The sequence below is a fragment of the Inquilinus ginsengisoli genome, assembly GCF_050434925.1.
Classification (GTDB): Bacteria; Pseudomonadota; Alphaproteobacteria; order DSM-16000; family Inquilinaceae; genus Inquilinus; species Inquilinus ginsengisoli_B.
The window spans coordinates 8,356,926-8,379,708 of record NZ_JBNDJK010000001.1 but is presented as its reverse complement, the minus strand read 5'-3'; the positions used below and the strand labels follow the sequence as shown (position 1 = coordinate 8,379,708).

The following is a 22,783-nucleotide window of genomic DNA, read 5'->3' as shown; positions in this document are numbered from 1 at the left end:
GCATCACGGATGCATGGAGATCCATCGTGAAGACCTGGTTCATCACCGGTGCGTCGCGCGGCTTCGGCTTGCGGATCGCGCAGCTGGCGTTGGCACAGGGCGACGCCGTCGTCGCCATGGCCCGCAAGACAGCGGCCGTGATCGAAGAGCTGGGCGAGCATCCGAACCTGCTGGCCGTGCCACTCGACGTCACCGACGAAGCGCAGGCCCAAGCAGCCGTGGCCACGGCCGTCGAACGGTTCGGCCGGATCGATGTGCTGCTCAACAATGCCGGCTTCGGCCTGCTCGGCGCGGTCGAGGAGGTGACGGCCGAGGAGGTCGAGGCGGTGTACCGCACCAACGTCTTCGGCCTGCTCGCGGTCACGCGTGCGGTGCTGCCGCAGATGCGGGCGCAGCGGTCCGGACGCATCCTCAATATCTCGTCGATCGGCGGTTATCGCAGCGCGCCGGGGTTCGGAATCTACTGCTCGGCCAAATTTGCGGTGGAGGGCCTGTCCGAGGCGCTCCACCACGAGCTGGCGCCGCTCGGAATCCATGTCACCGTGGTCGAGCCGGGTTATTTCCGGACCGACTTCCTGGATTCGACCTCACTGACGGTGAGCAGCACCCGGATCAGCGACTACGACGGCACGGCCGGCGCTACGCGCAGCCGGGCGGCCGACCTCAATCACGACCAGCCGGGTGACCCCGACAAGCTCGCAGCCGTGCTGGTGGCTTTCGCCGACGCGCCCAACCCGCCGATCCGCCTGCCGCTGGGCAGCGACACCATCGCCGCCATCGAGGCCAAGCATGCCTCCGACGCCGCGATCCTTGCAGATTGGCGGTCCGTGGCTGCCTCGACCGACTTCGTCTCAAGCCGATCCGGTTGACGCCAGCCGGGCAGGCCGTCGGTGGTCAGTCCCTGCACTCCAGGCCGCACCGTTCTTTTTCTGGCCCGGCTCGTCGTCGTCCAAAACCGCGACTGGGCGTGCATCGCCCCGTCATCCCGGGGCGACGGTCAATTGGGCCAATGGAACCGTGATCCCGATCTCCAGCCCCTCGGGCAGCCAGCGCCGGGTCAGGTCGCCCTGCAACTGGCCCTTGATCGTGCCGTCCGCCAGCCGGGTTCCGAAGCCGTCGGCTTCGGGCGATGCCGCGATCGGCGGTCCGCCGCGTTCCCGCCAATCGAGGCGAAGCTGGTCCGCCTCGATTGCGATGGTGATCTCGACCCGTCCGTCCGGCATCGACAGGGCGCCGTATTTCGCCGCGTTGGTCGCGAATTCATGGAACACCAGCGCAAGCCCGGTCACGATATGGCCTTCGACGGCAAGGTCAGGTCCCGAGATGGACACCCGTCGGCCGGGAGCCTCCTCGTAGGGCGACACGATGGTCTGCACCAGCCCATACAGCGAGGTGGCAGTGGCGGCCTTCTCGCGCCCGATATCGGCCAGGGTCAGGTCATGCGCCCGGGCCAGGGCGCCGAGGCGGCTTTGGACGGCCTCGGTCAGTTGCTCGACCGATGCGCTGGACCTGGCGCTGAGGGTCACCACCGCCCCGGTGAGCGCGAACAGGTTCTTTATCCGGTGGCTCATCTCCCGCAGCAGCATGACCTGCTGTTCCTGGGCCCGACGCTGCTCGGTGATGTTGCGCACGATCTTTGACGCGCCGACGATACGCCCACCGGCATCCTTGACCGGCGACACCGACAGCGAGACCTCGACCAGGCTGCCATCCTTGCGGCGCCGGACCGTTTCGAAATGGTCGATGCGCTCGCCCGACCGGATCCGCGCCAGGATGCGCGGCTCCTCCTCATGCCGGTCGAGTGGGATCAGAATGGTGATCGGCTTGCCGATCATCTCCTCCGCGGCATAGCCGAACAGCGTCTGCGCGCCGGCGTTCCATGCCGTGATGATGCCGTCGAGGTCCTTCGCCAGGATGGCGTCGTCCGACGATTCCACGATCGCCGCCAGACGCTGCGCGGCCAGCTCCGCGCGGTACCGCTCGGTGACGTCGATCAGGATGCTGACCGCGCCGGTCAGCGCGCCCGCGGCATTGAACAGAGGTGTCGGGTAGGGGACGAAATGCACCCGGCTTCCATCGGGACGCTCGGCGATCGTATCGACCCCGAGGACCGGCAGCCGCTCCCGCAGCGACAGCGCCAGGGGCGCCTCGTCATGCGGCAGCGGGGTTCCATCCGGGCGGAACAGCCTCAATGCGCCGTTGTACCTTGCCTTTCCGATCTCCGGTTCGGTCCCCCACAACCGTGCCGCCGCGTCGTTGAAGAAGGTGATCCAGCCCTCGGCATCCGTCATGTAGACGGCGACCGGCAGGCTTCGTAGCAGAGCCTGCCATTGCAGCTCATCCGCAAGCCGGCCGAGCTTGAACCGCGACACCCGGAACTCGGCTGCGTTCGGCAGACCAACCATCCGGCGTCCCCTTGTCGAAGCCGCCGTCATCCGGCCGACGATGGCACGACCAGCGGTAACGAGAACCGTAGAGGCTGGGGCTGCGAAAGGCAACGAGGCGGCAGGCCGCCCCAGGGCAGCGAACTCAAGTTACAGGTGACAGGGGGGAGAAAGGGTGAATCGCTGGAGGCGGATGATTCGGAGCCGCCGAGATGAGCGAAGAGCAGGGGAGTGCGTGGCCGAAGTCGCGGCTGCGGGCGTTGTTGGAGCATTTTTCGACGATCGAGGATCCGCGGGACGTGCGTCGGATTCTGCATCCGTTGCCGGAGATCCTGCTGCTGGTGGTGTGCGGGACGCTGGCGGACTGCGACGACTATGAGGGGATCGCGTCGTGGGGCGAGGCTCATCTGCCGTTTCTGCGGCGCTATCTGCCGTATGAGCACGGGGTGCCGGGCGAGCGCTGGCTGACGATCCTGATGAACCGGATCAACCCGGCGCTGTTCTCGGCCGCTTTCAGCGACTGGGTGCGCGAGACCTGGCCGGAACGGCCGGAGTTGGTCGCCATCGACGGCAAGACCTCGCGCCGCAGCCATGACCGGGCGGCGGGCGCCGGGCCGCTGCATCTGGTCTCGGCCTTCGCCACCACCCGCCGGCTGGTGCTCGGCCAGGAGGCCGTGCCCGACAAGGCCAATGAGCTGGCCGCGATCCCCGTCCTGCTCGAACGGCTCGGCGCCGAGGACGGGCTGAAAGGCGCCCTGGTCTCGATCGACGCCATCGCCACCAATGCCGACATCGCCACGGCCATCCGAAAGGTCGGCGCCGACTATCTGCTGGCGGTCAAAGCCAACCAGCCGACCCTCAGGGCCGAGATCGAAGCCGGCTTCGCCGCTGCCGAACCTCACAGCCTCGATACCGACATCGATCTCGACAAAGCCCATGGCCGCATCGAGCACCGCCGCGTCGATGTGCTCCGCGAGGTCGACTGGCTCTCCGGCGAACGCCGCTTCCCCGGCGAGCTCCGCCTGCCCGGCGTCGCCTGCATCCTCCGCGTCCACGCCAAGGTCGAACTGGCCGACCGCTGCCGCCAGGACACCCGATACTTCATCTCCTCCGCCAGCCTCTCCGCCACCCAGGCCGCCGAGGCCGTGCGCGGACACTGGGCCATCGAGAACCGCCTGCACTGGGTCCTCGACGTCACCTTCCGCGAAGACCAGTCCAGGCTCCGCAAGGGACACGGTGCCCAGAACATGGCCGTCGTCCGACACTTCGCTCTCAACCTCCTACGCAACGCCCACGATAAAAAATCTCTCAAACTCCGCCGCAAAATCGCCGCCTGGTCCCCAAAATACCTCAGCTCGCTACTCTCCATGCCAGACCGGTAACTTGGATTCGTAGCCCTGCAGGCCGCCCGGCGCTCCCTTCGGGACGAGAACCGGTCGCCTCACCAGGAGCCGGTCTCGAACACCTGGCCGGCGAGACGGCCGGAGCCGCGGATGGCGTCGAGACGCGCCTCCGCGTCGTCCTCATCATAGGCCCAGATCGTCGCGGTCCAGACGCGCTCCCCGCCCGCCTGCGCCGCCAGGTGCGGGTATTCGATCATGAAGCGGAACATCGGCCGTCCCCACTGGTCGCAGGAGACATGCTCGGGCTCGGGGCGCTGGCGATCGGGAAGGCGGAGGACGGTCATGGCGCTGCGATCCATCGGATGGTGGGACCCATCCTCCTGAATGCCGGAGCTTCGATGACGGTTCCGGTGAGTTCATGGTCGGCAGTCGTCTATTCAGATAAGAGCGGTTAAACATTTGTTATCCAGGTCGACTAATTATCATTTGATAGTAAATTAAAAGACGGAACGAAGTTATCGGCGTGAGGTTTGTTTTGTGTTCCTCAAATTTATAGCCGTTCCGAATCGTTTCGTTGGATGAGGCGACGGGCGGCACCCAGTGTTGAAGGAAAGATCCCGATGCCGGACCAAGATCGTGCCGCGGATTGCGCCGAATTCACTGCCGTCGTCACCCCGGTGCTGTGCGAGCTTCGGCGCTATGCGCGATCCCTGACCCGCAACCGCGCCGACGCGGAGGACTTGCTGCAGGACACGCTGCTGCGCGCCTACAACAAGTTCCATCTCTGGCAGCCGGGGACCAACATCGCCGGCTGGCTCTGCGTCGTCATGAAGCGCGTGTTCCTGTCGCAATTCGAGCGCCGCGGACGGGTGATTGCGGTGCCGGCCGAGGATTTCGACGGGCCGCAGCCGCCCAGCCAGGACGACGTTGTCGATCTCATCCGTCTCGGCAAGGCCATCGACGGCCTGCAGCAGCATCACCGCGAGCTGGTGGAGGCGGTGGCGATCAACGGCGACTCCTATGAGGAGGCGGCGCAGGCCTTCCACATCCCGATCGGCACCGTCCGCTCCCGCCTCGGCCGCGCCCGCGACCATCTCCGGCACGAGACCGGTATCGGATCGTAACCGCACGTCCGGCCTCAGCGGTCTCTCGGCTCTGCCGCCGGCGAGGTCGGCCGCTGGAAGATACGGGCGAGGCACAGGCATCACGAAATTTCGCGACGGCCGGACGGTGACCGGAACCGGCTTTCCGATGAGGCCGTTGGTCCTGCAGGACCAAAGGTTCGGCGGGCCGCTCCGGCCCGGCAGGCGCAGCCCGCGGCGCGCCATGGCGACGAGTTGCCGGTTCGGGACCCCGACCGCGGCCTCGAGATACTTGCCGGTGCGGGCCGAATAGTGGATCACATCGCCATCGCGATTTGACCACGACGTGCGGGGGCGCGAACCGCTCCAGCACCCGGGCCTCCACGGCATGGTGCAGCCCCGCTGCGGCCGGCATTACCCGGCGAGTGCGTGACTAATGCCGGCAAATACGGCGCGCTGTCCGTTGCCGAAGGGCAGGTGACCGTGACCTGGGCGCAGCATCAGAATGAGAGGCGGCTCGACTGGACGGAAACCGGCGGACCTGTCCCGGCAGCGCCGGCGACGCCCGGCTTCGGGCTAAAGCTGGACGATCGCGAGGCCGAGCACGCCCTCGGCGGTAAGGCCGAACTGAACTTCGCCCATGAGGGGCTGATCGCAACCCTGCGATTTGAGGTCGAGTAGAGGCGCAAATGGGCCGCCCGGACTGGAAATCCAAGCTTCTGATCGTCGAAGACGAATGGCTTCTGGCAGAGCAGATCGCAAGCGCCTTGACCACGGCGGGCTTCGAGGTCGTGCCGCCCGTGCCATCGATCGCCACGGCATTCTCCGTGATCGATCGGGAGAAGATCGGCGCTGCCGTGCTCGATATACGATTGAAGGGCGAAGACAGTTTCGAGCTCGCCCGGGAGCTGCAACGCCGGGGAATTCCCTTCGTCTTCGCCAGCGGCCATGCGCGCCTGGAAATTCCTGCCGACCTGCGTGAGCATGTCGTGCTCGCCAAGCCGATCCGAGCAGATGAGATGATCGAGACGCTGCACGCAATTATCGGCCGTTAGATTGTGGTTAAGCTCCGATGAAGTAACGACAGATTATAATTTGTTATATTTGCCGTTCACATCTGACCGTTTCGCATCGTTTCGCCGTCTGGAAAGAAGTCATTCGAGGAACGAAGAGGAGACGACGCCTATTGACTTGTCGTCTGCGGCGCGGCGCGCTCGATCGCTCCGGCCGTCAGGCGGCAATCGATAGGGGGTAACCCATGGCGACGACTGAAAAGACACTCGACGACCTGTTCCTCGACACGCTCAAGGACATCTATTACGCCGAGAAGCAGATCCTGAAGGCCCTGCCCAAGATGGCGAAGGCCGCCCAATCCGCCGAGCTCAAGGCCGCCTTCGAGACGCATCGCGACGAGACCGAAGGCCAGGTCGACCGCCTCGAGAAGGTGTTCGAGCTGCTCGGCAAGCGGGCGCAGGGCAAGACCTGCGACGCCATCATCGGCATCATCGACGAAGGCAAGGAGATCATGGAGGAGTTCAAGAACACCTCCGCGCTCGATGCCGGGCTGCTCTCGGGCGCCCAGGCCGTCGAGCACTACGAGATCTCCCGCTACGGCACGCTGAAGGCCTGGGCCGCCAAGCTCAACATGCCGGAGGCCGTGCGTCTGCTCGAGCAGACGCTGCAGGAGGAGAAGAAGACCGACCAGCTGCTGTCGAGGCTCGCGGAAAGCAGCCTCAACCAGAAGGCGGCCTGATCCGGCGCTGCGGCGAGCGGTGATCCGTCCGGCGACCGATCCGTTGCCGGGCGCGTCTCGCTCGTCGCGGGCGATCTCGCACGGTGAAGCATAATTCGAGCCGGATTCCGATGCCCCGTATCAGGCCAACCAGGTCCAGACCATGGCGGCCGCGATCAGCGCCATGAAGCCCGTGGCGATCCAGCCCAGGACCGCGAGGCCTTGCGGCAGCCGGAACTCCCCGACGACGGCGCGGCGCCGGCTCAGGATCATGATCAGCGTCATGATCGGCACCGCGACCAAGCCATTGATGACCGCGCTCCAGAACAGCGCCTTGATCGGATCGATGCTGACGGTGTTGAGGCCGATGCCGACGATCATGGCGGCGGCGATTACGCCGTAGAAGGTCCTCGCCTCGGCCGGCTTGCACGCCAGCCCGGCTGGGCGGTTCAGCGTTCCGCAGACCCCGAAGGCCGCGGCACCGGCGAGTACCGGCACGCCCAGCATCCCGGTGCCGATGATGCCGGCCGCGAAGATTGCGAAAGCGAAATCCCCGGCGATCGGCCGCAGCGCCGAGGCGGCGTCGGCCGAGGTCTGGATGTCGAGCTTGCCCGACGCATGCAGCGTCGCGGCGGTGGTGATGACGATGAACAGGCCGATGACGTTCGACAGGCCCATCCCGAGCCAGGTGTCCAGGCCGATGCGGCGGAACTCGGGTGCGGCTTGGCGCGGCGCCTCAACCAGCGGCTTCATCTTCGGGTCTTCCCGCTCCCGCTCGGCTTCCTGTGATGCCTGCCAGAAGAAGAGATAGGGGCTGATCGTCGTGCCGAAGATGGCGACGGCCGCGGTGATGTAATCCGTGTGTGCCTGGAGGCGGGGCCAGACCAGTTCGACCGCCACCTCGCCCCACGGCACATGCACGGCGAAGAGGGTGCCGGCATAGGCGAACACCGACAGGCAGAGCCACTTCAGGTAGCTGGAATAGCGCTCGTACGGGACGAAGGTGATGAGGCCGCCACAGGCGATGGCGAAGCCGACGACATAGATCTCGTGAGGTCCGGCCACGAGCAGTTGCAGCGCCGCTGCCATGGCCCCGAGATCGGCGGCGAGATTGATGACGTTGGCCACCAGCAGCAGCGCCGCGATCGTGTAGCCGACCGGTCGGGGGAAGCTCTCAGCGATGTTGGTCGCCAGGCCCTTGCCGGTGATCCGCCCGAGACGGGCGCAAGCCTCCTGGATCACCACCATCAACGGAAAGCTGAGCAGCAAGGTCCAGCCCAGGGAATAGCCGAACTGGGCACCCGCTTGCGAATAGGTGGCGATGCCGCTGGGGTCGTCGTCCGAGGCGCCGGTGATCAGGCCCGGGCCGAGCTTCGACAGCCAGCCGCGAGGCTTGGGCGAAGCGGAGAGCGGATTGACCGTGCTGGACATTGGATCGGCGGCCTACTCCAGATCCTGGTCGAACTGCTCGTCCCGCCGAAGCGCCGGCATCACCGAACGTGTGGCGTCCTTCCAAGCGGGACTTTGAAGCAATGGCCGGGATGCCGCTTCGGTTCCGCTTCTGACAAGGACGGCATGGCGGCAGGGTTCGGATCTCCCGGCGCGCAACTCAGTTTCCGGCAGGTGCCGTGGGCGGGCTGGGTCGCAGGAAGATGCGCGTGATCTCCGGATGCTCCCGGCGCAATTGCTCCGTCAGATCGTCGACGGCCGCCTGGACATCCTCGCGCGGCAGGCCGTCACGGAAATCCAGCGTCATCGCGAGCAGGATCTCAGCCGGTCCAAGGTGCATCGTCAGCAACTCGACCACCCGGGCCACCCTGGGATCCTTGGCGATCGTCTCCCGCGCGCCGGCGATCACCGCGGCCGAAGCGCTTTCGCCGACCAGGAGGCTGCGCGTCTCATTGCCGAGCATCGCCGCAGCGCCGATGAGCAGGCATCCGACACCGATCGAGGCGATCCCGTCGAAGACCGGAGCGTCGAACCACAAGGCAAGGGCGAGGCCCAGCAGGGCGATGAACAAGCCGGCAAGGGCCGCGGCATCTTCCAGCAGGACCGCGAAGATGCCGGGGTCCTTGCTGCCGCGAATGGCGTTCCAGAAGGCGACATCATGGTGGGCGCGGTGAAATTCCCGCCAGGCCATGATCAGCGACCCTCCCTCGAAGACCACCGCGGCACCGAGGACGACGAAGTTCACCCAGACCCGGCTGAGCGGTTCGGGCGCCATGACCTTGGCCACGCCCTGGTAGATCGAGACTGCGCCGCCGAGCATGAAGATCATCAGGGCGACGACGAACGCCCAGAAATAATACTCCATGCCGTGCCCGAAAGGGTGACGAGCATCTGCCGGGCGCGCCGCCCGGCTGAGACCCAGCAAGAGGAGACCCTGGTTGCCGCTGTCGACGGTGGAGTGGATCGCCTCGCTGAGCATGGCCGCGCTGCCTGTCCATGCCGCGGCGGCGGATTTGGTCAGGGCAATCGCCATGTTTCCGGCAAGCGCCGCGTAGATCGGTCGCCGCGACCCGCCTGACGGAACCGGTGCTGGATGACCGCGCGAAACTCGCGATCGTCGTCGCGGCTCACGCGCCATGATGTCCGGCACGGAGCCGGTGCGGGTCGGCGGTTGCGGGTTCGCACATGATGAGAGAAACGACACGGTATTCGCAGCGGTTCCGCTGGTCTCGCGGCGCGAGCCCGAGCTCAGTCCATTCCGCTCTATGGCACCTCCGACTCCGCCGGTTCCCGCCCCCGTCCGATCACACCACCAGGTCGCGCTCCGGCACCGGCTCGCCCCGCGCGACGCAAGCGATGTTGCCGAACATCTGGTTGACGGTCTTGTCGAAATTGTCGGCCGCGATCGCCGCCAGATGCGGCGTCACCACCAGGTTGTCCAGGGTCAGCAGCGGGCTGTCCGAAGGCAGCGGCTCGATCTCGTAGACGTCCATGGCGGCGGCATGGATCGTGCGCGCCCGCAGGGCGTCGACCAGGTCGCTCTCCACCACCACGCCGCCGCGCGCGGCATTGACCAGCACGGCGGTCGGCTTCATCGCCGCCAGCGCGGCCTTGTCGATCAGGTTCTTCGTCTCCGGAGTCAGCGGGCAGTTCAGGGTGATGATGTCGGCCTGGGCCAGGATCTCCGGCAGCGTGGCGAAGCGGGCGCCCAGCGCGGCCTCCTCGGCGGCGGGCAGGGGCGTGCGCTTGGAATACAGGATGGTGCAGCCGAAGCCCTTCAGCAGCCGGGCGAAGGCCTGGCCGATGGCGCCGAAGCCGATGATGCCGACGGTCTTGCCGGTCAGCATGAAGGTCTGCATCGGCATCGCGGTCGCGGTGCGCCAATGGCCCTTCTTCAGCTCGGCATGGCCGAAGGCGATGCAGCGCAGCGCCGCCAGCGTCAGGCCCAGGGTGAACTCCGCCACCGGCACCGCGTTGCTGCCGGTGGTGCGGGCGACCCGGATGCCGAGCGCGCGCGCCGTGTCGAGGTCGAGGTTGTCGACCCCGACGCCCCATTTGTGCAGCAGCTTCAGCCGGGGCGCGGCGCGCAGCACCTCGCCGCTGACGCCGACCTGGCCGGCGATGGCGTATTCGGCGCCGGCGATGATCTCCTTCAGGTGATCGTCGCCGCGGGCGGTGCCATGGGTGAGAACCAGGCCGGGCGGCAGCAGGGCGCGGAGGCGGGTGACGCTGTCCTCGCTGATCGGGTCCAGGACGACGACGGTTTCGGTCACGGCAGGCTAACTCCAGTCGGGCTACAGGTCAGATCGTGAAGCGGACGCCGGCGCGCGCGAGGCCGCCGGAGATGGCGACGGGCGTGCCGTCGGCGCGCCAGCAGGCGGCGCCGGTCAGGGTGCCGTCGGGGGCGAAGGCGATCGCGTTCATGCCGCCGGCGATGCGCGGCATGCGGGTGATGCTGTGGCCGCGGGCGGCCAGGTCCTCGGCGACGGATTCGGGGAAGGCCAGCTCCAGCTCCAGCATGCCGCCCTCGGTCCACACCCGCGGGGCCTCGACCGCCTCCTGCAGGGTCATGCCGTGGTCGATCAGGTTGACGATGGCCTGCAGCGCCGACGGGAAGATGCGCAGGCCGCCCGGCAGACCCAGGGCGAAGGCCAGCTTGTCGTTGCGCAGCACCATCATCGGCGCCATCGAGGTGAACACCCGCTTGCCCGGCGCGATCGACAAGGCGCGGCCGGGATGCGGGTCGAAATTGTACATGTAGTTGTTGGTCAGCATGCCGGTGCCGGGGATCTGGGTGCAGGCGCCGAACAGGCCGTTGATGGTCTGGGTGGTGGCGACGACGTTGCCGGCGGCGTCGGCCACCGTGACATGGGTGGTGTTGGCCGATTCCCCGCCCGCCAGGCCGGCGGTCCAGGCTTTCGTCCGCCGCAGGTCGATGCCGGCGCGCCGCTCCTCGGCATAGGCCTTGGCGATCAGGCGGTCGACCGGCACATCGACGAAGGCGGGATCGGCGGTGGCGACGGCGCGGTCGGCGAAGGCGATCTTCAGCGCCTCGGCCAGCAGGTGCACGGCATCGGCCGAGCCGAAGCCCAGCCCGCCGATGTCATAGCCCTCCAGGATGTTCAGCATCTGCACAATATGCACGCCGGAGGACGAGGGCGGCGGCGGGCCCAGGATCTCGAAGCCGCGATAGGTGCCGCGCACCGGCGCGCGTTCGATCACCCGGAAGCCGGCGAGGTCGGCCTGGTTGATCAGCCCGTCATTGGATGCCATGAAATCGGTCAGCGCGGCGCCAAGCGGCCCGTCATACAGCGCGGCGGGCCCGCGCTCGGCGATCAGGCGCAGGCTGGCGGCATAGTCGCCCTGCACCAGCCGATCGCCCGGCCGCAGCGGCCGGCCGCCGGGCAGGAACAGGGCCGACAGGCCGGGGTCGCGGGCCAGGTCGGCGGCGCAATCGGTGATGCAGTCGGACAGGTACGGGCTGGCGACGAAGCCGCGCTCGGCGAGGCGGATGGCGGGCGCCAGCACATCGGCCAGCGGCAGCGTGCCGAAGCGCGCCAGCGCCTCGCACCAGCCGGCCAGCGCGCCGGGGACGGCCACGGCCTTGGGGCCGACCTCGTTCTCACGGTCGCGGACCAGCCGGGCCTTGCCGATCTCGTCCGACAGTGGCTCATACATCGTGGCGCTGCCGCGGCCCGGCGCGGTCGACAGCCCGTCCAGCACCAGGTGGCGGCCATCGGCCAGCCGGATATGGGCGACGCCGCCGCCCAGCACGCCGACCATCATCGGCTCGACCACGGTCAGCGTGAACAGGGCGGCCACCGCCGCGTCGACGGCATTGCCGCCGGCCAGCAGCATCTCCGACCCCGCGGCGGAGGCCAGCGGATGGTTGGTGACGACCATGCCGCGCGAGCCGGTGGCCGGCCGCTTCTCACAGGTGAAGTCGGTGACGCGCGGGGCGCGGGAGTCCGTCACGATTCTGGCCTCAGCTGGTCTGGTTCAGGGCTTCGAGAACCATACGGCTGGCGCCGGAGATGTCGCCCAGCTTTTCGCCGGCCTTGACCCGTTCCTGGCTGCGCTCGCCGCGCTCCTGCCGCACCAGCGCGGCATCGGCGATCGCCTCGGCCTGGTCCGCCGGCAGCACCAGCACGCCGGATTCGTCGGCCAGGATCACGTCGCCGGCCCGCACCGGGACATTGCCGCAGGAGATCGGCAGGTTCAGCGTGCCCCCCAGATTGTACAGCCGGGTGGTGATCGGCGACATGCCGCGGCACCACATCGGGAAGTCCGAATCCTCGATCTCGGCCAGATCGGTGCAGGGTCCGTCGACGATGCCGCCGACGGCGCCGGCCGCCTTGGCCGCGATGGTGACGCCGCCGCCCCAGCAGGCGTGCTTGTCGTCGCCCAGCCGGTCGACCACCAGGATGTCGCCCGGCCGCAGCAGGCCCAGCGTGTGGTGCAGCAGGGTCGAATCCTGGCCCGGGATGGCCAGGGTGACGGCGGCGCCGGCGATGCGCTTGCCGCGCAGCAGCGGCTGGATGCCCCGGTCCATGAAGCCCCAATGCTGGGAATGGCCGATGGTCGCGGTCTCGACGCGGCGCAGCTTCTCCACCAGGGCGGCGGGGATCTGCGGCGGCATGGGGGCAATGCGGTAATCGGGCATGTGGCTTTCCCTAGTTGCCGACGGCGCGCGCGACGCCGACGAGACGTTCGACCAAGACGACGACGAGAAGGGTCGCGGCGATCAGCACGACCGACAGGGCCGCGACCATCGGGTCGGTGCGGCCTTCGACGTAGCGCACCATCTCGACCGGCAGGGTCGAGGCACGCGGCCCGGCGATGAACAGCGAGATCACGGTCTCGTCGAAGGACAGCAGGAAGGACAGCGCCCCGCAGGCGATCAGGCCGGGCGCGGCCAGCGGCAGAGTGACCCGGCGCACCACCCGCCACGGCGTGGCGCCGAGCGTGGCGGCGGCGGCCTCGATGTCGTCCGGCAGGGTCGAGAAGGCGGTGGTCATCATCCGGACGACGAAGGGCAGGGTCACGATCATGTGCCCCAGCACCAGGCCGGGCAGGGTGGCGGTCAGGTGCAGCGGCGTGAAGAACAGCAGCAATGCCAGGCCGATGATCAGCGTCGGCAGCAGCAGCGGCGCCAGGAAGAAGCCCTGCAGCGCCTCGCGCCCCGGGAAGGTTCCCTTGTTCAGGGCCAGCGCCGCCGGCACGCCCAGCAGCAGCGACAGCGCCGTGACCACGCAGGCGATCTGCGCGCTCAGCAGCAGCGCGTCGAGCAGCGGCCCGTGGCCGGCCAGCGCCTCGAACCAGCGCAGCGAGTATCCCGAGGGGGGGAAGACGATGAAGTCGTCGGCGGAGAAGGCCAGCGCCACCACCACGACGATGGGCGCCAGGATCATGGCGTAGACGATGCCGGCGAGGGTGGAGAGGACGCGGCCGGCGCCGTTCATCGCTGCAGCCTCCGCGCTGCGAACCGGGCGACGACGGCCAGCGCCAGCAGCAGCACCAGCGTGTAGATCGCCAGCACCGCGGCCACCGGCCAGTTGGTGTTGGTGGTCGCCTGCTCGTAGATCTCGGTCGCCAACACGAAGATGCGGCCGCCGCCCATCAGCCTCGGCGTGATGTAGGACGACATCGACAGCACGAAGCCCAGCCCTGCGGCCAGCGCGATGGCGGGCAGGCTCAGCGGCAGGGTGACGCGCAGGAAGCAGCGCAGCGGCGTCGCCCCCAGGCTGCGCGCCGCCTCCTCCAGCGTGCGGTCGAGGCGGCCGAACCCGGCCAGCAGCGCCAGGATCATGTAGGGCATGATGCTCTCGGCCAGACCGATGGTGACGCCGGTCCAGTTGAACACCAGCCGCATCGGCGTGCTGATCAGCCCGAGCCACTGGGCGATGCCGTTGACCAGGCCGCGGTCGCCGAGGATGGCGAGCCAGCCGAAGATGCGGACCACGCCGGACACCAGCATGGGCATGATCGCGACCACGGCCAAGAGGCCGCGGAAGCGCGACCGGGTGCGGAACAGGAACAGCGCCACCGGATAGGACAGCGCCAGCGCCAGGGCGGTCGCCACCAGCGACAGCCACAGCGAGTTCAGGGTCAGCTCGGCGGTGAAGGAATCGGCGAAGACCTCGCTTGCGGTCTGCAGCGACCAGGCCTCGACCATCGCGCCGGTCGACCCGACCTCGTTGAAGGCGGTGCGGAACAGGCCGAGCGTCGGCCAGACATAGACGGCCAGCACGAACAGCGCCGCGGGCAGCACCAGCAGGGGCAGCGGCAGGCGCCGGCCGCGGGGCGGTAGGACAGGGCGTTCAGCGGCGAGGGGGTGCAGGACGTCGGTCATGGCGCCTCGCGCGGGAACAGCAGCGTGTCCTCGGCCGGCCAGATCGCCGCGACCTCAATGCCCTCGGCCGGCGGGCGCTGGCCGGACGGCATCTCAACGCTGAGCTGGCCGCCGGCGCCTTCGACCACGACCTCGATCCGGTCGCCGATGAAGACGCTATGCGAGACTTGGCCGCGGATCCGCGCCACGCCCTCGGCCGCGGGCTCGGAGATTGGGGCCAGGCGGATGCGCTGCGGCCGGACGAAGATGTCGACCTCGCCGGCCGGGGGGGCCGCGACCGGCAGCGCCGTGCCCCACAGGGCGATGCGCCCGTCGGCGCCGCGGGTCGCCGGCAGGATGTTGGCGCGGCCGACGAAATCGGCGACGAACCGCGTCGCCGGGCGCTCATAGATGTCCTCCGGCGCGCCGACCTGCTCGACCCGGCCGCGATTCATCACCGCGATCCGGTCGCACATGGTCAGCGCCTCGACCTGGTCATGGGTGACGAACAGGGTGGTGATGCCGAGCGAGCGCTGAATGTCGCGAATCTCGTGCCGCATCGCGTCGCGCAGCTTGGCGTCGAGGTTGGACAGGGATTCGTCGAGCAGCAGCACCGAGGGGCGGATCACCAGCGCCCGCGCCAGCGCCACGCGCTGCTGCTGGCCGCCGGACAGCTCGCGCGGGCGGCGCCCGCCCAGCGCGCCGAGGCGCACCATGGAAAGCGCCTCATCGACCCGGCTGGCGGCCTCGGCGCGCGGCACGCGCCGCTCCTCCAGCCCGAAGCCGACATTGCGCGCCACGCTGAGATGTGGGAACAGCGCATAGGACTGGAAGACATAGCCCATGTTGCGGCGATGCGCCGGCTCGCGGGTGATGTCGGCGCCGTCGACCCGGATGGTGCCGCCATCCGGCGCGATCAACCCGGCCATCATCCGCAGCGTCGTGGTCTTGCCGCAGCCGGACGGGCCGAGCAGCGCCACCGCCTCGCCCCGGCCGACGGTCAGCGTGACGTCGTCGACCGCGACGAAACCGCCATAGCGCTTGGCCAGGCCCTGCAGCTGGAGATAGCTCATCGGATCAGCCGGCCGAGATCACTTCGCGGCGCCAGCGGTTGTTCCACTTGTCGCGCACCTTGACGATCTCGCTCCAGTCGACCTCGATCATGCGGCTGCGGTTCTCCGGCGCGATGGCGGTGCGGGCCAGCACCTTGGGGTCGATCTGCGCCTTGCCGTTGGTCGGCGCGTAGAACACCCGCTCGGTGAAGGCCTTCTGCGCCTGATGCGACAAGGCGTGGTTGATGAAGGCGGCGGCGGTGGCGCGGTTCTTCGACCCGGCGGTCAGGTTGATGGTGTTGATCTGGAACACCGAACCCTCCGGCGGCAGCAGCGCGCCGAGCTTGCCCTGGGTCTCGTCGATCTTGCGCTGCGACCGCGCGTTCCACCCGGTAGCGACGCGGACGATGCCGTTCTGGATCAGGGAGTAGCCGTCGGGATTGGGGTTCCAGGTGTTCACCGACGGCGCCAGCTCGGCCAGCTTCTTGATCGCCTGGTCGATCGACTGCCGGTAGTCGCCGCCCAGCATCTTCTCGACCATCACGGTCAGGGCCAGGCCCTGGATGTTGGGCGGGGCACTGATCCCCAGCAGCCCCTTGAGGTCCGGGCGCCACAGCTCGGCCAGGCTGGCCAGTGGCGGCTTCAGGTTCACGGCGTCGGTGACCAGCACCAGATGGTCGAAGGTCACGGCCGGCCCGAACTCGCCGCCAGCGGCGCGGGCCTCGGGGACGAGCTCCTCCAGCGACGGTACTTCGGCCGGGGTCAGCTTGTCGAACAGGCCCTCGGCATTGCCGATGTTCGAGGCGGTGACGTCCATGATGGTGACGTCGATCTGCGGATCCGCCTTCTGGGCGCGGATGTTGCCCAGCATCTCGGCCGAGGTGCCGCCGGGCGCATAGGCGACCTCGACGCCCGGGAAGGCCTGCTGGAACGGCTCGATGACGGTCTTGATGTAGTTGTCCTGGAAGGTGCCGTCGGCATAGGACATCAGCCGGATCTGGCCGGAAGGCGACTGGGCCCGGAGGATCGCCGGGGCCGCGAGGGTCGCGACCCCGGTCTGGAGCAGGAGACGGCGCGTCAGCATCTGGAAGCCCCCATTGTTGGCCCCGTTCGGGGCAGCATTGAATCCGGTCGCGGCCTGACTCAGGCCGCGACCTTGTCGGCGAAATGCGCGACGAAGCGGGCGCAGATCTCAGTCAGCTTCTCGGTCAGGGCCGCGCCGGTCTCGGCCGAGCACAGCCGCGGATCACCCTTGCCGACGCCGAGGGTGTAGACCTCGTCATACTGGTTCGGCATGCCGATCTCGGCGCCGTCGAAGCTGGCGGTGCCGAGCCCGGTGAAGGGCAGGTCCAGCACCGGGTCACGCTTCGCCGGCCGCTCCGTCGGCATCATCTCCGGGCGCATCAGCTCCGGGAACAGGTGCAGGCCGATGCTGGTCAGCGGGTCGGCGCCGTGGCCGGCGACCTTCGCTGACGTCTCGGCCCCGACGATGCCGGGCAGCAGGCCGTAGCCGATGCGCCAGAGGTACAGGCTGGGCAGCACCGTGCCGTCGCGCAGGTACAGGTTGCGCGCCACCTCGGCGATCGGCCCGACATTGCCGCCATGGCCGTTGATGACGACCAGGCGGGTCAGCCCGGTTTTGTGCAGCGACCCGACCATGTCGGTGATGACGCTGGTCAGGGTCGACTGGGACAGGGCGATGCCGCCGATCATCGGGCCGAACCAGTCGACGCCGCCATAGGGCAGCACCGGCGCCACCAGGGTCCGGACGCCGCGCTGGCTGGCGCGGATGGCGGCCAGCTCGGCGATCTTCTCGGCCAGCAGGTAGTCGCCCATCGGGGCGTGCGGGCCCTGGTCCTCATGGCTGCCCATCGGCAGCAGGATCACCGGGTTCTGCGCCAGGGTCTCGCGGGCCTCGCCGCCCGTGATGGTGCCCAGATGCACCTTCGGTTCCGTCTTCGCGGCCAAAGCTCTACTCCTTGTCGGCAGGTCGGTGGGCGGGCCGGATCGTCATTCAGGCGATCTCCTCGGCCCGGATGCAGGCGACACGGCGGGCTTCGCCGTGGGGGCGCAGCTCCGGCACCGTCTCGGCGCAGGCCGGCCGCGCATGGGCGCAGCGGGTGCGGAAGACGCAGCCGGAAGGCGGGTTGGACGGGCTCGGCGGGTCGCCGGCCAGCAGGATGCGGCCGGCGCGGCGGTCGGGCCGCAGCTGCGGCGTCGCCGAGATCAGGGCGCGGGTGTAGGGGTGGGCCGGGCTGGTGAAGACGGCCTCGGCCGGGCCTTCCTCCATCACCCGGCCGAGATACATCACCATCACCCGGTCGCACAGGTGGCGCACCACCGGCAGGTCGTGGCTGATGAACAGCATGGCCAGGCCCAGGTCGCGGCGCAGCTCGGCCAGCAGCTGCACGATCTGGGCCTGGATCGAGACGTCCAGCGCCGAGACCGGCTCGTCCGCCACCAGGAAGTCCGGCCCGCTGGCCAAAGCGCGCGCCAGACCGATGCGCTGGCGCTGGCCACCGGAGAACTCATGCGGGTAGCGTTGCGCATAACTGGGGTCGAGGCCGACCCGCTCGAGCATCCCGGCCACGCGCTGGGCGCGCTGCCCGGCGTCGCCGACGCGATGGATGGCCAGGCCGTCGGCGATCTGGGCGCCAACCCGGCGACGCGGGTCGAGGCTGCCATAGGGATCCTGGAACACGATCTGCATGCGCCGGCGCAGCGCCCGCCAGTCGCGGCCGGAGGGTCGGCCGAGCGGCTGGCCGTCGAAGCTGACCGTCCCGGCGCTGGCGGGCATCAGCCCCAGCATCAGCCGGCCCAGCGTGCTCTTGCCGGAGCCGGATTCGCCGACGACGCCCAGCGCCTCGCCGCGGGCCACGCCGGCATCCACCGCCCGCACGGCCTGGACGGCCCGGCCGCGCCGGAACAGGCCGCCGGTGTGGAAGACCTTGGACAGGCCCCGGGCCTCGACCAGCGGCGTCGCCGAAGGGATGGTCATGCCGCGGCCTCCGTCCCGTTCGCCAGATCCTGCCAGCGGACGCAGCGGGTCCGATGCCCGTCCCGCGCCTCGTCGAGCGCCACCGGCGCCGCTTCGCAGGCCGCGACGGCGTGGTTGCAGCGCGGCGCGAAGCGGCAGCCGGCCGGGAAAGCATGGGGCTGCGGCACCACGCCGGGGATGCCGGCGGGCTGGCCGTCGCCGTCCGGCGTCGCCGCCAGCAAAGCGCGGGTGTAGGGGTGCAGGGGTGCGGCGAAGACCGCGGCGGCATCGCCCTGCTCGACCACCTGCCCGGCATACATCACCGTGACCCGGTCGGCGATCTCGGCGACCACGCCCAGGCTGTGGGTGATGAAGATCATTGCCGTGCCGGTCTCGCGCTGCAGCTCGGCCAGCAGCTCCAGGATCTGGGCCTGGACCGTGACGTCCAGCGCCGTGGTCGGTTCGTCGGCGATCAGCAGGCCCGGGCGGTTGGCCAGTGCCATGGCGATCATGACGCGCTGGCGCATGCCGCCCGACAGCTCATGCGGCCAGGCGTCCAGCCGCCGCTCGGGGTCGGCGATGCCGACGCGCCGGAACAGGCCCAGCGCTTCGGCCCGCGCCGCCTTGGCCGTCGTCCGGCGATGGGCGCGGATCGCCTCGGCCACCTGGTCGCCGACCCGGTGCACCGGGTTCAGGCTGCTCATCGGGTCCTGGAACACCATGGCCATGGCGCCGCCGCGCAGCGCCCGCAGCGCCGGCTCGTCCAGCCGCAGCAGGTCGCGCTCGCCCAGCCAGGCGGCGCCGGCGACCGGCCGCGCCGCCGGCGGCAGCAGCCCCATCAGCGCGGTGGCGGTGACCGATTTGCCGGACCCGCTCTCGCCGACGATCGCCATGGTCTCGCCGGGGCGGACCGAGAACGAGACGTCCTCGACCGGCCGGATTGTTCCGCGCGGGGTGGCGATCTCGACGGTAAGACCCTGCAGGTCCAGCACCGCATCGGTCCGCGCCGGCGGCGGCAGCAGCCCGGGCAGCACTCGGTCGATCAGGCGCGGCCGGGGGCGGGCGGCCGGCGTGCGCGGGTCGACCGCGTCGCGCAGCCCGTCGCACAGCAGGTTCATCGCCAGGATGGTCAGGCTCAGTGCCGCGCAGGGCCACAGCAGCAGCAGCGGCGACTGCTCCATCGTGGCGCGGGCGCCGCGGATCATCAGGCCCCAGGACGGGGCCGGCGGCACCACGCCGAGGCCGAGGAAGGACAGGCCGCTCTCCAGCACCACCGCGGCGGCGACGGCGAGCGACAGCTGCACCAGCACCGGCCCGGCGATGTTGGGCAGCACGGTGCGCAGCAGAATCCGGCCGGTCGGGGCGCCCAAAGCGCGCACCGCCTCGACATAGTCGTGGCTGCGGGCCGACAGCACCTCGGCATAGGTGACCCGGGCGAAGCCGGGCAGGTACAGCACCGAGAGCACCAGGATCAGCGTGCCGGCGCCGGGGCCGAGCAGGGTGACCACCAGCAGCGCCAGCAGCACCGGCGGGAAGCACAGGATGATGTCCATGCTGCGCACCGCCAGCAGCTCGCCGATGCCGCGGAACCAGCCGCCGATCAGCCCCAGCGCGGTGCCGAGGATGCCGGCGATGGCGGCGGCGGCAAAGGCGACGCCCAGGCTGGTGCGGGCGCCCCAGATCAGGCGGGACAGGACGTCGCGGCCGAACTCGTCTCGGCCCAGCGGCGACCCCGGCATCGGTCCGGCCAGGCGCTGGGCGATGTCCTGCTTCACCGGGTCCGCCAGGCCCAGCCATGGCGCCAGCAGCGCCAGCAGGATGACGGCTGCGACCAGCGCGCCGGGGAGCCACAGGCGCCTCATGCCGCGCGGATCCGCGGGTCGAGCACGGCGTAGAGCATGTCCATCGCCAGGTTGATCAGCAGGAACAGGCCGGAGACGGTGAGCACGATCCCGACCACCATCGGATAGTCGCGCGCCTCGACCGCATGCAGCAGCGGCGTCGACAGGCCGGGCCAGTTGAAGACGTATTCGACCAGAACGGTGCCGCCCAGCATGGTGCCCATCTGCAGGCCCAGCACGGTCAGCACCGGGCTCAGCGCGTTGCGCACGACGTGGTGCACCAGCACCCGGGCGGGGGACAGGCCCTTGGCCCGGGCGGTGCGGACATAGTCGCGCGACAGGGCGTCCAGCACCGAGGACCGCGTCATCCGGAACACGATCGCGGTCAGCCCCTTGGCGATGGCGATCGCCGGCAGGGCCAGCAGGGTCAGGTGCTTCATCGGATCCTGGGCCAGCGGCACGAAGCCGCCCGCCGGCATCAGCCGCAGGGCCTGGGCCATCAGCAGGATCAGCAGGGTGCCGACCACGAACACCGGCACCGCCAGCAGCAGCGCGGCGAGGCCGGAGGCGACGCGGTCGAAGGTGCCGCCGCGGTGCAGCGCGGCATAGGTCCCGGCCGGGATGCCGAAGACCACCGCCAGCAGCGCGCCGGCGACGATCAGCTCCAGCGTGCGCGGCAGGCGCAGCGCGATCTCCTGCGCCACCGGATAATCGTCGACCAGGGAGTTGCCCAGGTCGCCCCGCGGCAGGCCGGACAGGAAGTCGAGATACTGGTCCACCAACGGCCGGTCGAGGCCCAGCCGGCTGCGCAGCTCGGCCACCGTGGCCGGGTCGGGCGCGATGCCGCCGGTCGACAGCAGCAGCTCCGCCGGGTCGCCGGGCACCAGGTGCAGCGCCAGGAACACGATCGTCGCGACGATCCAGGCCAGCGCCAGCGAAGTCGCGATGCGGCGGAGCAGCCCGGCGATCATGTGAAGCTGGTCTCTTCCAGCGTCGCGCCGGAGGAGGTGGTCAGGGCGCCGGGCAGGTTGGTGAAGCCGGCGAGGCGCCGGTCCAGGCCATAGCCCTGCGATCGCCAGGCCAAGCCGGCCAGCGGCACCTCTTCGAGGGCGGCGCGCTGCATCTCCTTGTAGATCTCGACCCGCTTGGCCGGGTCGAATTCGCCCCGGCCGCGGGCCAGCGCCTCGACGGTCCTCGGCGCCTTCAGGCCGAAGGAGCGGCCATGGGTGGGCGCCAGCGAGGTGTCGAGCACCCCGGTGAGACCGTCCGGGTCGTTGTTGTCGGCCGCCAGGCCGTGGATGGCGATGTCGTACTGGCCCTTGGTGCCGCGGGCGACGCGGGTCGACCAGTCGGGCAGCTGCAACTCGCACCGGATGCCGATGGCGGCGAGATGCTGCTGCACCACCTCGGCGGTGTCCTTATGCATGCCGTACTGGGCGGTGGCCAGCAGTGTGGTCTGGAACCCGTCCGGATGCCCGGCCTCGGCCAGCAGCGCCTTGGCCCGGGCGGGGTCGTAGGCCCAGCCATGCGCCAGTTCGTCGTCGTACCAGGGCGTGCCGGCGGTGATCGGTACCCCTTCCAGCGGCTTGCCGCGGCCGAAGAAGGCGGCCTTGACGATGTCCTCGCGTTTCACCGCGTGCGCGATCGCCCGGCGCACCCGCGGATCGTCGAAGGGCGGCCGGGTGGCGTTGAACAGCACGCACATGAACGGCCCCTCGACCGTGTCGAGCCTGAGTCGCGGGTCGGATTCGACCGTGCCCATCGACTGCCAGGGGACGTATTCGATCATGTCGACATCACCGCTCTGCAGGGCGGCGACGCGCAGGTTCTCATCGGCATAGACGGTGAACCGGATGCCCTTCAGCTTGGGGATGCCCGGCTTGTAGAACTTGTCGAAGGCGGCGAGCTCGATCGCGGTCCCGCGCTCCTGCCCGGCCAGGCGGAACGGCCCGGCGCCGATCGGCTCGCTCGGCGTCGAGTTCCGCGACAGCACGAAGGTGTTGTAGTTGGCGAACCAGGCCGGCAGCGTCGCCGTCGGCGTCTTGGTGACCAGGCGGACGGTCTGCGGGTCGGGGATGTCGATGCGTGCGATGCCCTGGAACTGGGTGCGCATATAGGCGGTCGAGGTCTCGCCGGCGATCTGCTCGATCGACCATTTCACGTCGTCGGCGGTGACCGGGTCGCCGTTCTGGAAGACGCAGCCGGGGCGCAGCTTGAACACCCAGGCGCCCTCGTCGTCGACCGACCAGGATTCGGCCAGCTCGCCGCGCAGCTGGCCCTTGCTGTCATAGGTGACCAGGCTGCGGTGCAGCATCAGCTTCACCGTGCCGGCGGCGGCGCCGGTGCTGACCCAGGGCTGCAGGTTGGGCGGAAAGGCGGACAGGCCGAAGCGCAGGATGCCGTCGGCCGATTGGGCCCGTGCCGGCAGCGAGAGGCCCGGTAGCGAGAGAAGGGGCAAAGAAAGCCCGGCCCCCAGCAGCGCGCGGCGTGTCGTGGTCATGCAACGGCTACCCCCGACCATGATGCCATCCCCTGTTGTTTCCGGCGCGCAGGCGCATGGCCCGGGGCCGAGATGTCGATTTGCGCCCGATG

General features: G+C 69.4%; 22 protein-coding genes. 6 read left to right on the top strand and 16 right to left on the bottom strand.

Annotated features, from left to right (window positions below; all coding sequences use genetic code 11):
* Nucleotides 1-26 precede the first annotated feature (26 nt).
* On the top strand, nucleotides 27-869 hold the full coding sequence (locus QFZ27_RS39035; RefSeq protein ID WP_429232328.1) for an oxidoreductase: 843 nt from the start codon (nucleotides 27-29) through the stop codon (nucleotides 867-869).
* Between the two features lie 111 nt (nucleotides 870-980).
* Here the strand turns inward: QFZ27_RS39035 and QFZ27_RS39030 are convergent, their stop codons facing one another.
* Nucleotides 981-2,405 (bottom strand): PAS domain S-box protein, encoded by a 1,425-nt coding sequence (locus QFZ27_RS39030; RefSeq protein ID WP_429232327.1) that lies wholly within the window; start codon nucleotides 2,403-2,405, stop codon nucleotides 981-983.
* Between the two features lie 191 nt (nucleotides 2,406-2,596).
* Between QFZ27_RS39030 and QFZ27_RS39025 the strand changes: the two genes are divergently transcribed.
* The gene (locus QFZ27_RS39025; RefSeq protein WP_429227829.1) at nucleotides 2,597-3,766 is read left to right on the top strand and encodes an ISAs1 family transposase; all 1,170 of its coding nucleotides are present in this window, start codon (nucleotides 2,597-2,599) and stop codon (nucleotides 3,764-3,766) included.
* A gap of 59 nt (nucleotides 3,767-3,825) precedes the next feature.
* Here QFZ27_RS39025 and QFZ27_RS39020 read toward each other — a convergent pair whose 3' ends face one another.
* Nucleotides 3,826-4,071, bottom strand: coding sequence for a hypothetical protein (locus QFZ27_RS39020; RefSeq protein WP_429225456.1), 246 nt, complete (start codon nucleotides 4,069-4,071; stop codon nucleotides 3,826-3,828).
* A gap of 276 nt (nucleotides 4,072-4,347) precedes the next feature.
* On the opposite strand from QFZ27_RS39020, the gene QFZ27_RS39015 reads away from it, so the two are divergent.
* The 4 genes from QFZ27_RS39015 to QFZ27_RS39000 all read left to right on the top strand — a co-directional run bounded on the left by QFZ27_RS39015 (nucleotide 4,348) and on the right by QFZ27_RS39000 (nucleotide 6,562).
* Nucleotides 4,348-4,851, top strand: coding sequence for a sigma-70 family RNA polymerase sigma factor (locus QFZ27_RS39015; RefSeq protein ID WP_429232326.1), 504 nt, complete (start codon nucleotides 4,348-4,350; stop codon nucleotides 4,849-4,851).
* Between the two features lie 387 nt (nucleotides 4,852-5,238).
* Entirely contained in the window at nucleotides 5,239-5,490 is a 252-nt protein-coding gene (locus QFZ27_RS39010; RefSeq protein ID WP_429232325.1) for a hypothetical protein, read from the top strand.
* 8 nt (nucleotides 5,491-5,498) lie between these two features.
* Entirely contained in the window at nucleotides 5,499-5,864 is a 366-nt protein-coding gene (locus QFZ27_RS39005) for a response regulator (RefSeq protein WP_429232324.1), read from the top strand.
* A 203-nt stretch (nucleotides 5,865-6,067) separates the two neighbouring features.
* Nucleotides 6,068-6,562 (top strand): YciE/YciF ferroxidase family protein, encoded by a 495-nt coding sequence (locus QFZ27_RS39000; RefSeq protein WP_429232323.1) that lies wholly within the window; start codon nucleotides 6,068-6,070, stop codon nucleotides 6,560-6,562.
* A gap of 120 nt (nucleotides 6,563-6,682) precedes the next feature.
* On the opposite strand, the gene QFZ27_RS38995 is transcribed toward QFZ27_RS39000, so the two are convergent.
* The 14 genes from QFZ27_RS38995 to QFZ27_RS38930 form a co-directional block, all read right to left on the bottom strand.
* Nucleotides 6,683-7,972 (bottom strand): NRAMP family divalent metal transporter, encoded by a 1,290-nt coding sequence (locus QFZ27_RS38995; protein ID WP_429232322.1) that lies wholly within the window; start codon nucleotides 7,970-7,972, stop codon nucleotides 6,683-6,685.
* A gap of 178 nt (nucleotides 7,973-8,150) precedes the next feature.
* Complete coding sequence (locus tag QFZ27_RS38990; RefSeq protein WP_429232533.1) at nucleotides 8,151-9,047, bottom strand: cation diffusion facilitator family transporter; 897 nt, start codon at nucleotides 9,045-9,047, stop codon at nucleotides 8,151-8,153.
* A 247-nt stretch (nucleotides 9,048-9,294) separates the two neighbouring features.
* On the bottom strand, nucleotides 9,295-10,263 hold the full coding sequence (locus QFZ27_RS38985; RefSeq protein WP_429232321.1) for a 2-hydroxyacid dehydrogenase: 969 nt from the start codon (nucleotides 10,261-10,263) through the stop codon (nucleotides 9,295-9,297).
* 28 nt (nucleotides 10,264-10,291) lie between these two features.
* On the bottom strand, nucleotides 10,292-11,965 hold the full coding sequence (gene ggt, locus QFZ27_RS38980) for a gamma-glutamyltransferase (RefSeq protein ID WP_429232320.1): 1,674 nt from the start codon (nucleotides 11,963-11,965) through the stop codon (nucleotides 10,292-10,294).
* 10 nt (nucleotides 11,966-11,975) lie between these two features.
* Complete coding sequence (locus QFZ27_RS38975; protein WP_429232319.1) at nucleotides 11,976-12,653, bottom strand: RraA family protein; 678 nt, start codon at nucleotides 12,651-12,653, stop codon at nucleotides 11,976-11,978.
* 10 nt (nucleotides 12,654-12,663) lie between these two features.
* Nucleotides 12,664-13,452 carry an ABC transporter permease gene (locus QFZ27_RS38970; protein WP_429232318.1) on the bottom strand — a complete coding sequence of 263 codons (789 nt, stop codon included), beginning with the start codon at nucleotides 13,450-13,452 and terminating at the stop codon, nucleotides 12,664-12,666.
* Nucleotides 13,449-14,342: an ABC transporter permease gene (locus QFZ27_RS38965; protein ID WP_429232317.1), complete on the bottom strand. Its 894-nt coding sequence runs from the start codon at nucleotides 14,340-14,342 to the stop codon at nucleotides 13,449-13,451. The genes QFZ27_RS38970 and QFZ27_RS38965 overlap by 4 nt, the downstream gene beginning before the upstream one ends.
* Nucleotides 14,339-15,394: an ABC transporter ATP-binding protein gene (locus QFZ27_RS38960; RefSeq protein WP_429232316.1), complete on the bottom strand. Its 1,056-nt coding sequence runs from the start codon at nucleotides 15,392-15,394 to the stop codon at nucleotides 14,339-14,341. Before QFZ27_RS38960 ends, QFZ27_RS38965 begins: the two co-directional genes overlap by 4 nt.
* A 4-nt stretch (nucleotides 15,395-15,398) precedes the next feature.
* Nucleotides 15,399-16,457, bottom strand: a complete 1,059-nt coding sequence (locus tag QFZ27_RS38955) for an extracellular solute-binding protein (RefSeq protein ID WP_429232315.1) — start codon at nucleotides 16,455-16,457, stop codon at nucleotides 15,399-15,401.
* Between the two features lie 59 nt (nucleotides 16,458-16,516).
* A complete protein-coding gene (locus QFZ27_RS38950; RefSeq protein WP_429232314.1) occupies nucleotides 16,517-17,341 on the bottom strand; it encodes a creatininase family protein in 825 nt (274 codons plus the stop codon).
* 46 nt (nucleotides 17,342-17,387) lie between these two features.
* Entirely contained in the window at nucleotides 17,388-18,371 is a 984-nt protein-coding gene (locus QFZ27_RS38945; RefSeq protein WP_429232313.1) for an ABC transporter ATP-binding protein, read from the bottom strand.
* Nucleotides 18,368-20,212, bottom strand: coding sequence for a dipeptide/oligopeptide/nickel ABC transporter permease/ATP-binding protein (locus tag QFZ27_RS38940; RefSeq protein WP_429232312.1), 1,845 nt, complete (start codon nucleotides 20,210-20,212; stop codon nucleotides 18,368-18,370). The genes QFZ27_RS38945 and QFZ27_RS38940 overlap by 4 nt, the downstream gene beginning before the upstream one ends.
* Nucleotides 20,209-21,162 (bottom strand): ABC transporter permease, encoded by a 954-nt coding sequence (locus tag QFZ27_RS38935; protein WP_429232311.1) that lies wholly within the window; start codon nucleotides 21,160-21,162, stop codon nucleotides 20,209-20,211. The genes QFZ27_RS38940 and QFZ27_RS38935 overlap by 4 nt, the downstream gene beginning before the upstream one ends.
* The gene (locus QFZ27_RS38930; protein ID WP_429232310.1) at nucleotides 21,159-22,691 is read right to left on the bottom strand and encodes an ABC transporter substrate-binding protein; all 1,533 of its coding nucleotides are present in this window, start codon (nucleotides 22,689-22,691) and stop codon (nucleotides 21,159-21,161) included. Before QFZ27_RS38930 ends, QFZ27_RS38935 begins: the two co-directional genes overlap by 4 nt.
* Nucleotides 22,692-22,783: the final 92 nt, after the last annotated feature.

What these genes read in the sequence shown, in the direction of transcription:
- QFZ27_RS39030 (WP_429232327.1), bottom strand. Translation starts at nt 2,405, where the DNA reads ATGGTTGGTCTGCCGAACGCAGCCGAGTTCCGGGTGTCGCGGTTCAAG.
- QFZ27_RS39025 (WP_429227829.1), top strand. Translation starts at nt 2,597, where the DNA reads ATGAGCGAAGAGCAGGGGAGTGCGTGGCCGAAGTCGCGGCTGCGGGCG.
- QFZ27_RS39020 (WP_429225456.1), bottom strand. Translation starts at nt 4,071, where the DNA reads ATGACCGTCCTCCGCCTTCCCGATCGCCAGCGCCCCGAGCCCGAGCAT.
- QFZ27_RS39015 (WP_429232326.1), top strand. Translation starts at nt 4,348, where the DNA reads ATGCCGGACCAAGATCGTGCCGCGGATTGCGCCGAATTCACTGCCGTC.
- QFZ27_RS39005 (WP_429232324.1), top strand. Translation starts at nt 5,499, where the DNA reads ATGGGCCGCCCGGACTGGAAATCCAAGCTTCTGATCGTCGAAGACGAA.
- QFZ27_RS39000 (WP_429232323.1), top strand. Translation starts at nt 6,068, where the DNA reads ATGGCGACGACTGAAAAGACACTCGACGACCTGTTCCTCGACACGCTC.
- QFZ27_RS38995 (WP_429232322.1), bottom strand. Translation starts at nt 7,972, where the DNA reads ATGTCCAGCACGGTCAATCCGCTCTCCGCTTCGCCCAAGCCTCGCGGC.
- QFZ27_RS38975 (WP_429232319.1), bottom strand. Translation starts at nt 12,653, where the DNA reads ATGCCCGATTACCGCATTGCCCCCATGCCGCCGCAGATCCCCGCCGCC.
- QFZ27_RS38970 (WP_429232318.1), bottom strand. Translation starts at nt 13,452, where the DNA reads ATGAACGGCGCCGGCCGCGTCCTCTCCACCCTCGCCGGCATCGTCTAC.
- QFZ27_RS38965 (WP_429232317.1), bottom strand. Translation starts at nt 14,342, where the DNA reads ATGACCGACGTCCTGCACCCCCTCGCCGCTGAACGCCCTGTCCTACCG.
- QFZ27_RS38960 (WP_429232316.1), bottom strand. Translation starts at nt 15,394, where the DNA reads ATGAGCTATCTCCAGCTGCAGGGCCTGGCCAAGCGCTATGGCGGTTTC.
- QFZ27_RS38955 (WP_429232315.1), bottom strand. Translation starts at nt 16,457, where the DNA reads ATGCTGACGCGCCGTCTCCTGCTCCAGACCGGGGTCGCGACCCTCGCG.
- QFZ27_RS38945 (WP_429232313.1), bottom strand. Translation starts at nt 18,371, where the DNA reads ATGACCATCCCTTCGGCGACGCCGCTGGTCGAGGCCCGGGGCCTGTCC.
- QFZ27_RS38940 (WP_429232312.1), bottom strand. Translation starts at nt 20,212, where the DNA reads ATGAGGCGCCTGTGGCTCCCCGGCGCGCTGGTCGCAGCCGTCATCCTG.
- QFZ27_RS38935 (WP_429232311.1), bottom strand. Translation starts at nt 21,162, where the DNA reads ATGATCGCCGGGCTGCTCCGCCGCATCGCGACTTCGCTGGCGCTGGCC.
- QFZ27_RS38930 (WP_429232310.1), bottom strand. Translation starts at nt 22,691, where the DNA reads ATGACCACGACACGCCGCGCGCTGCTGGGGGCCGGGCTTTCTTTGCCC.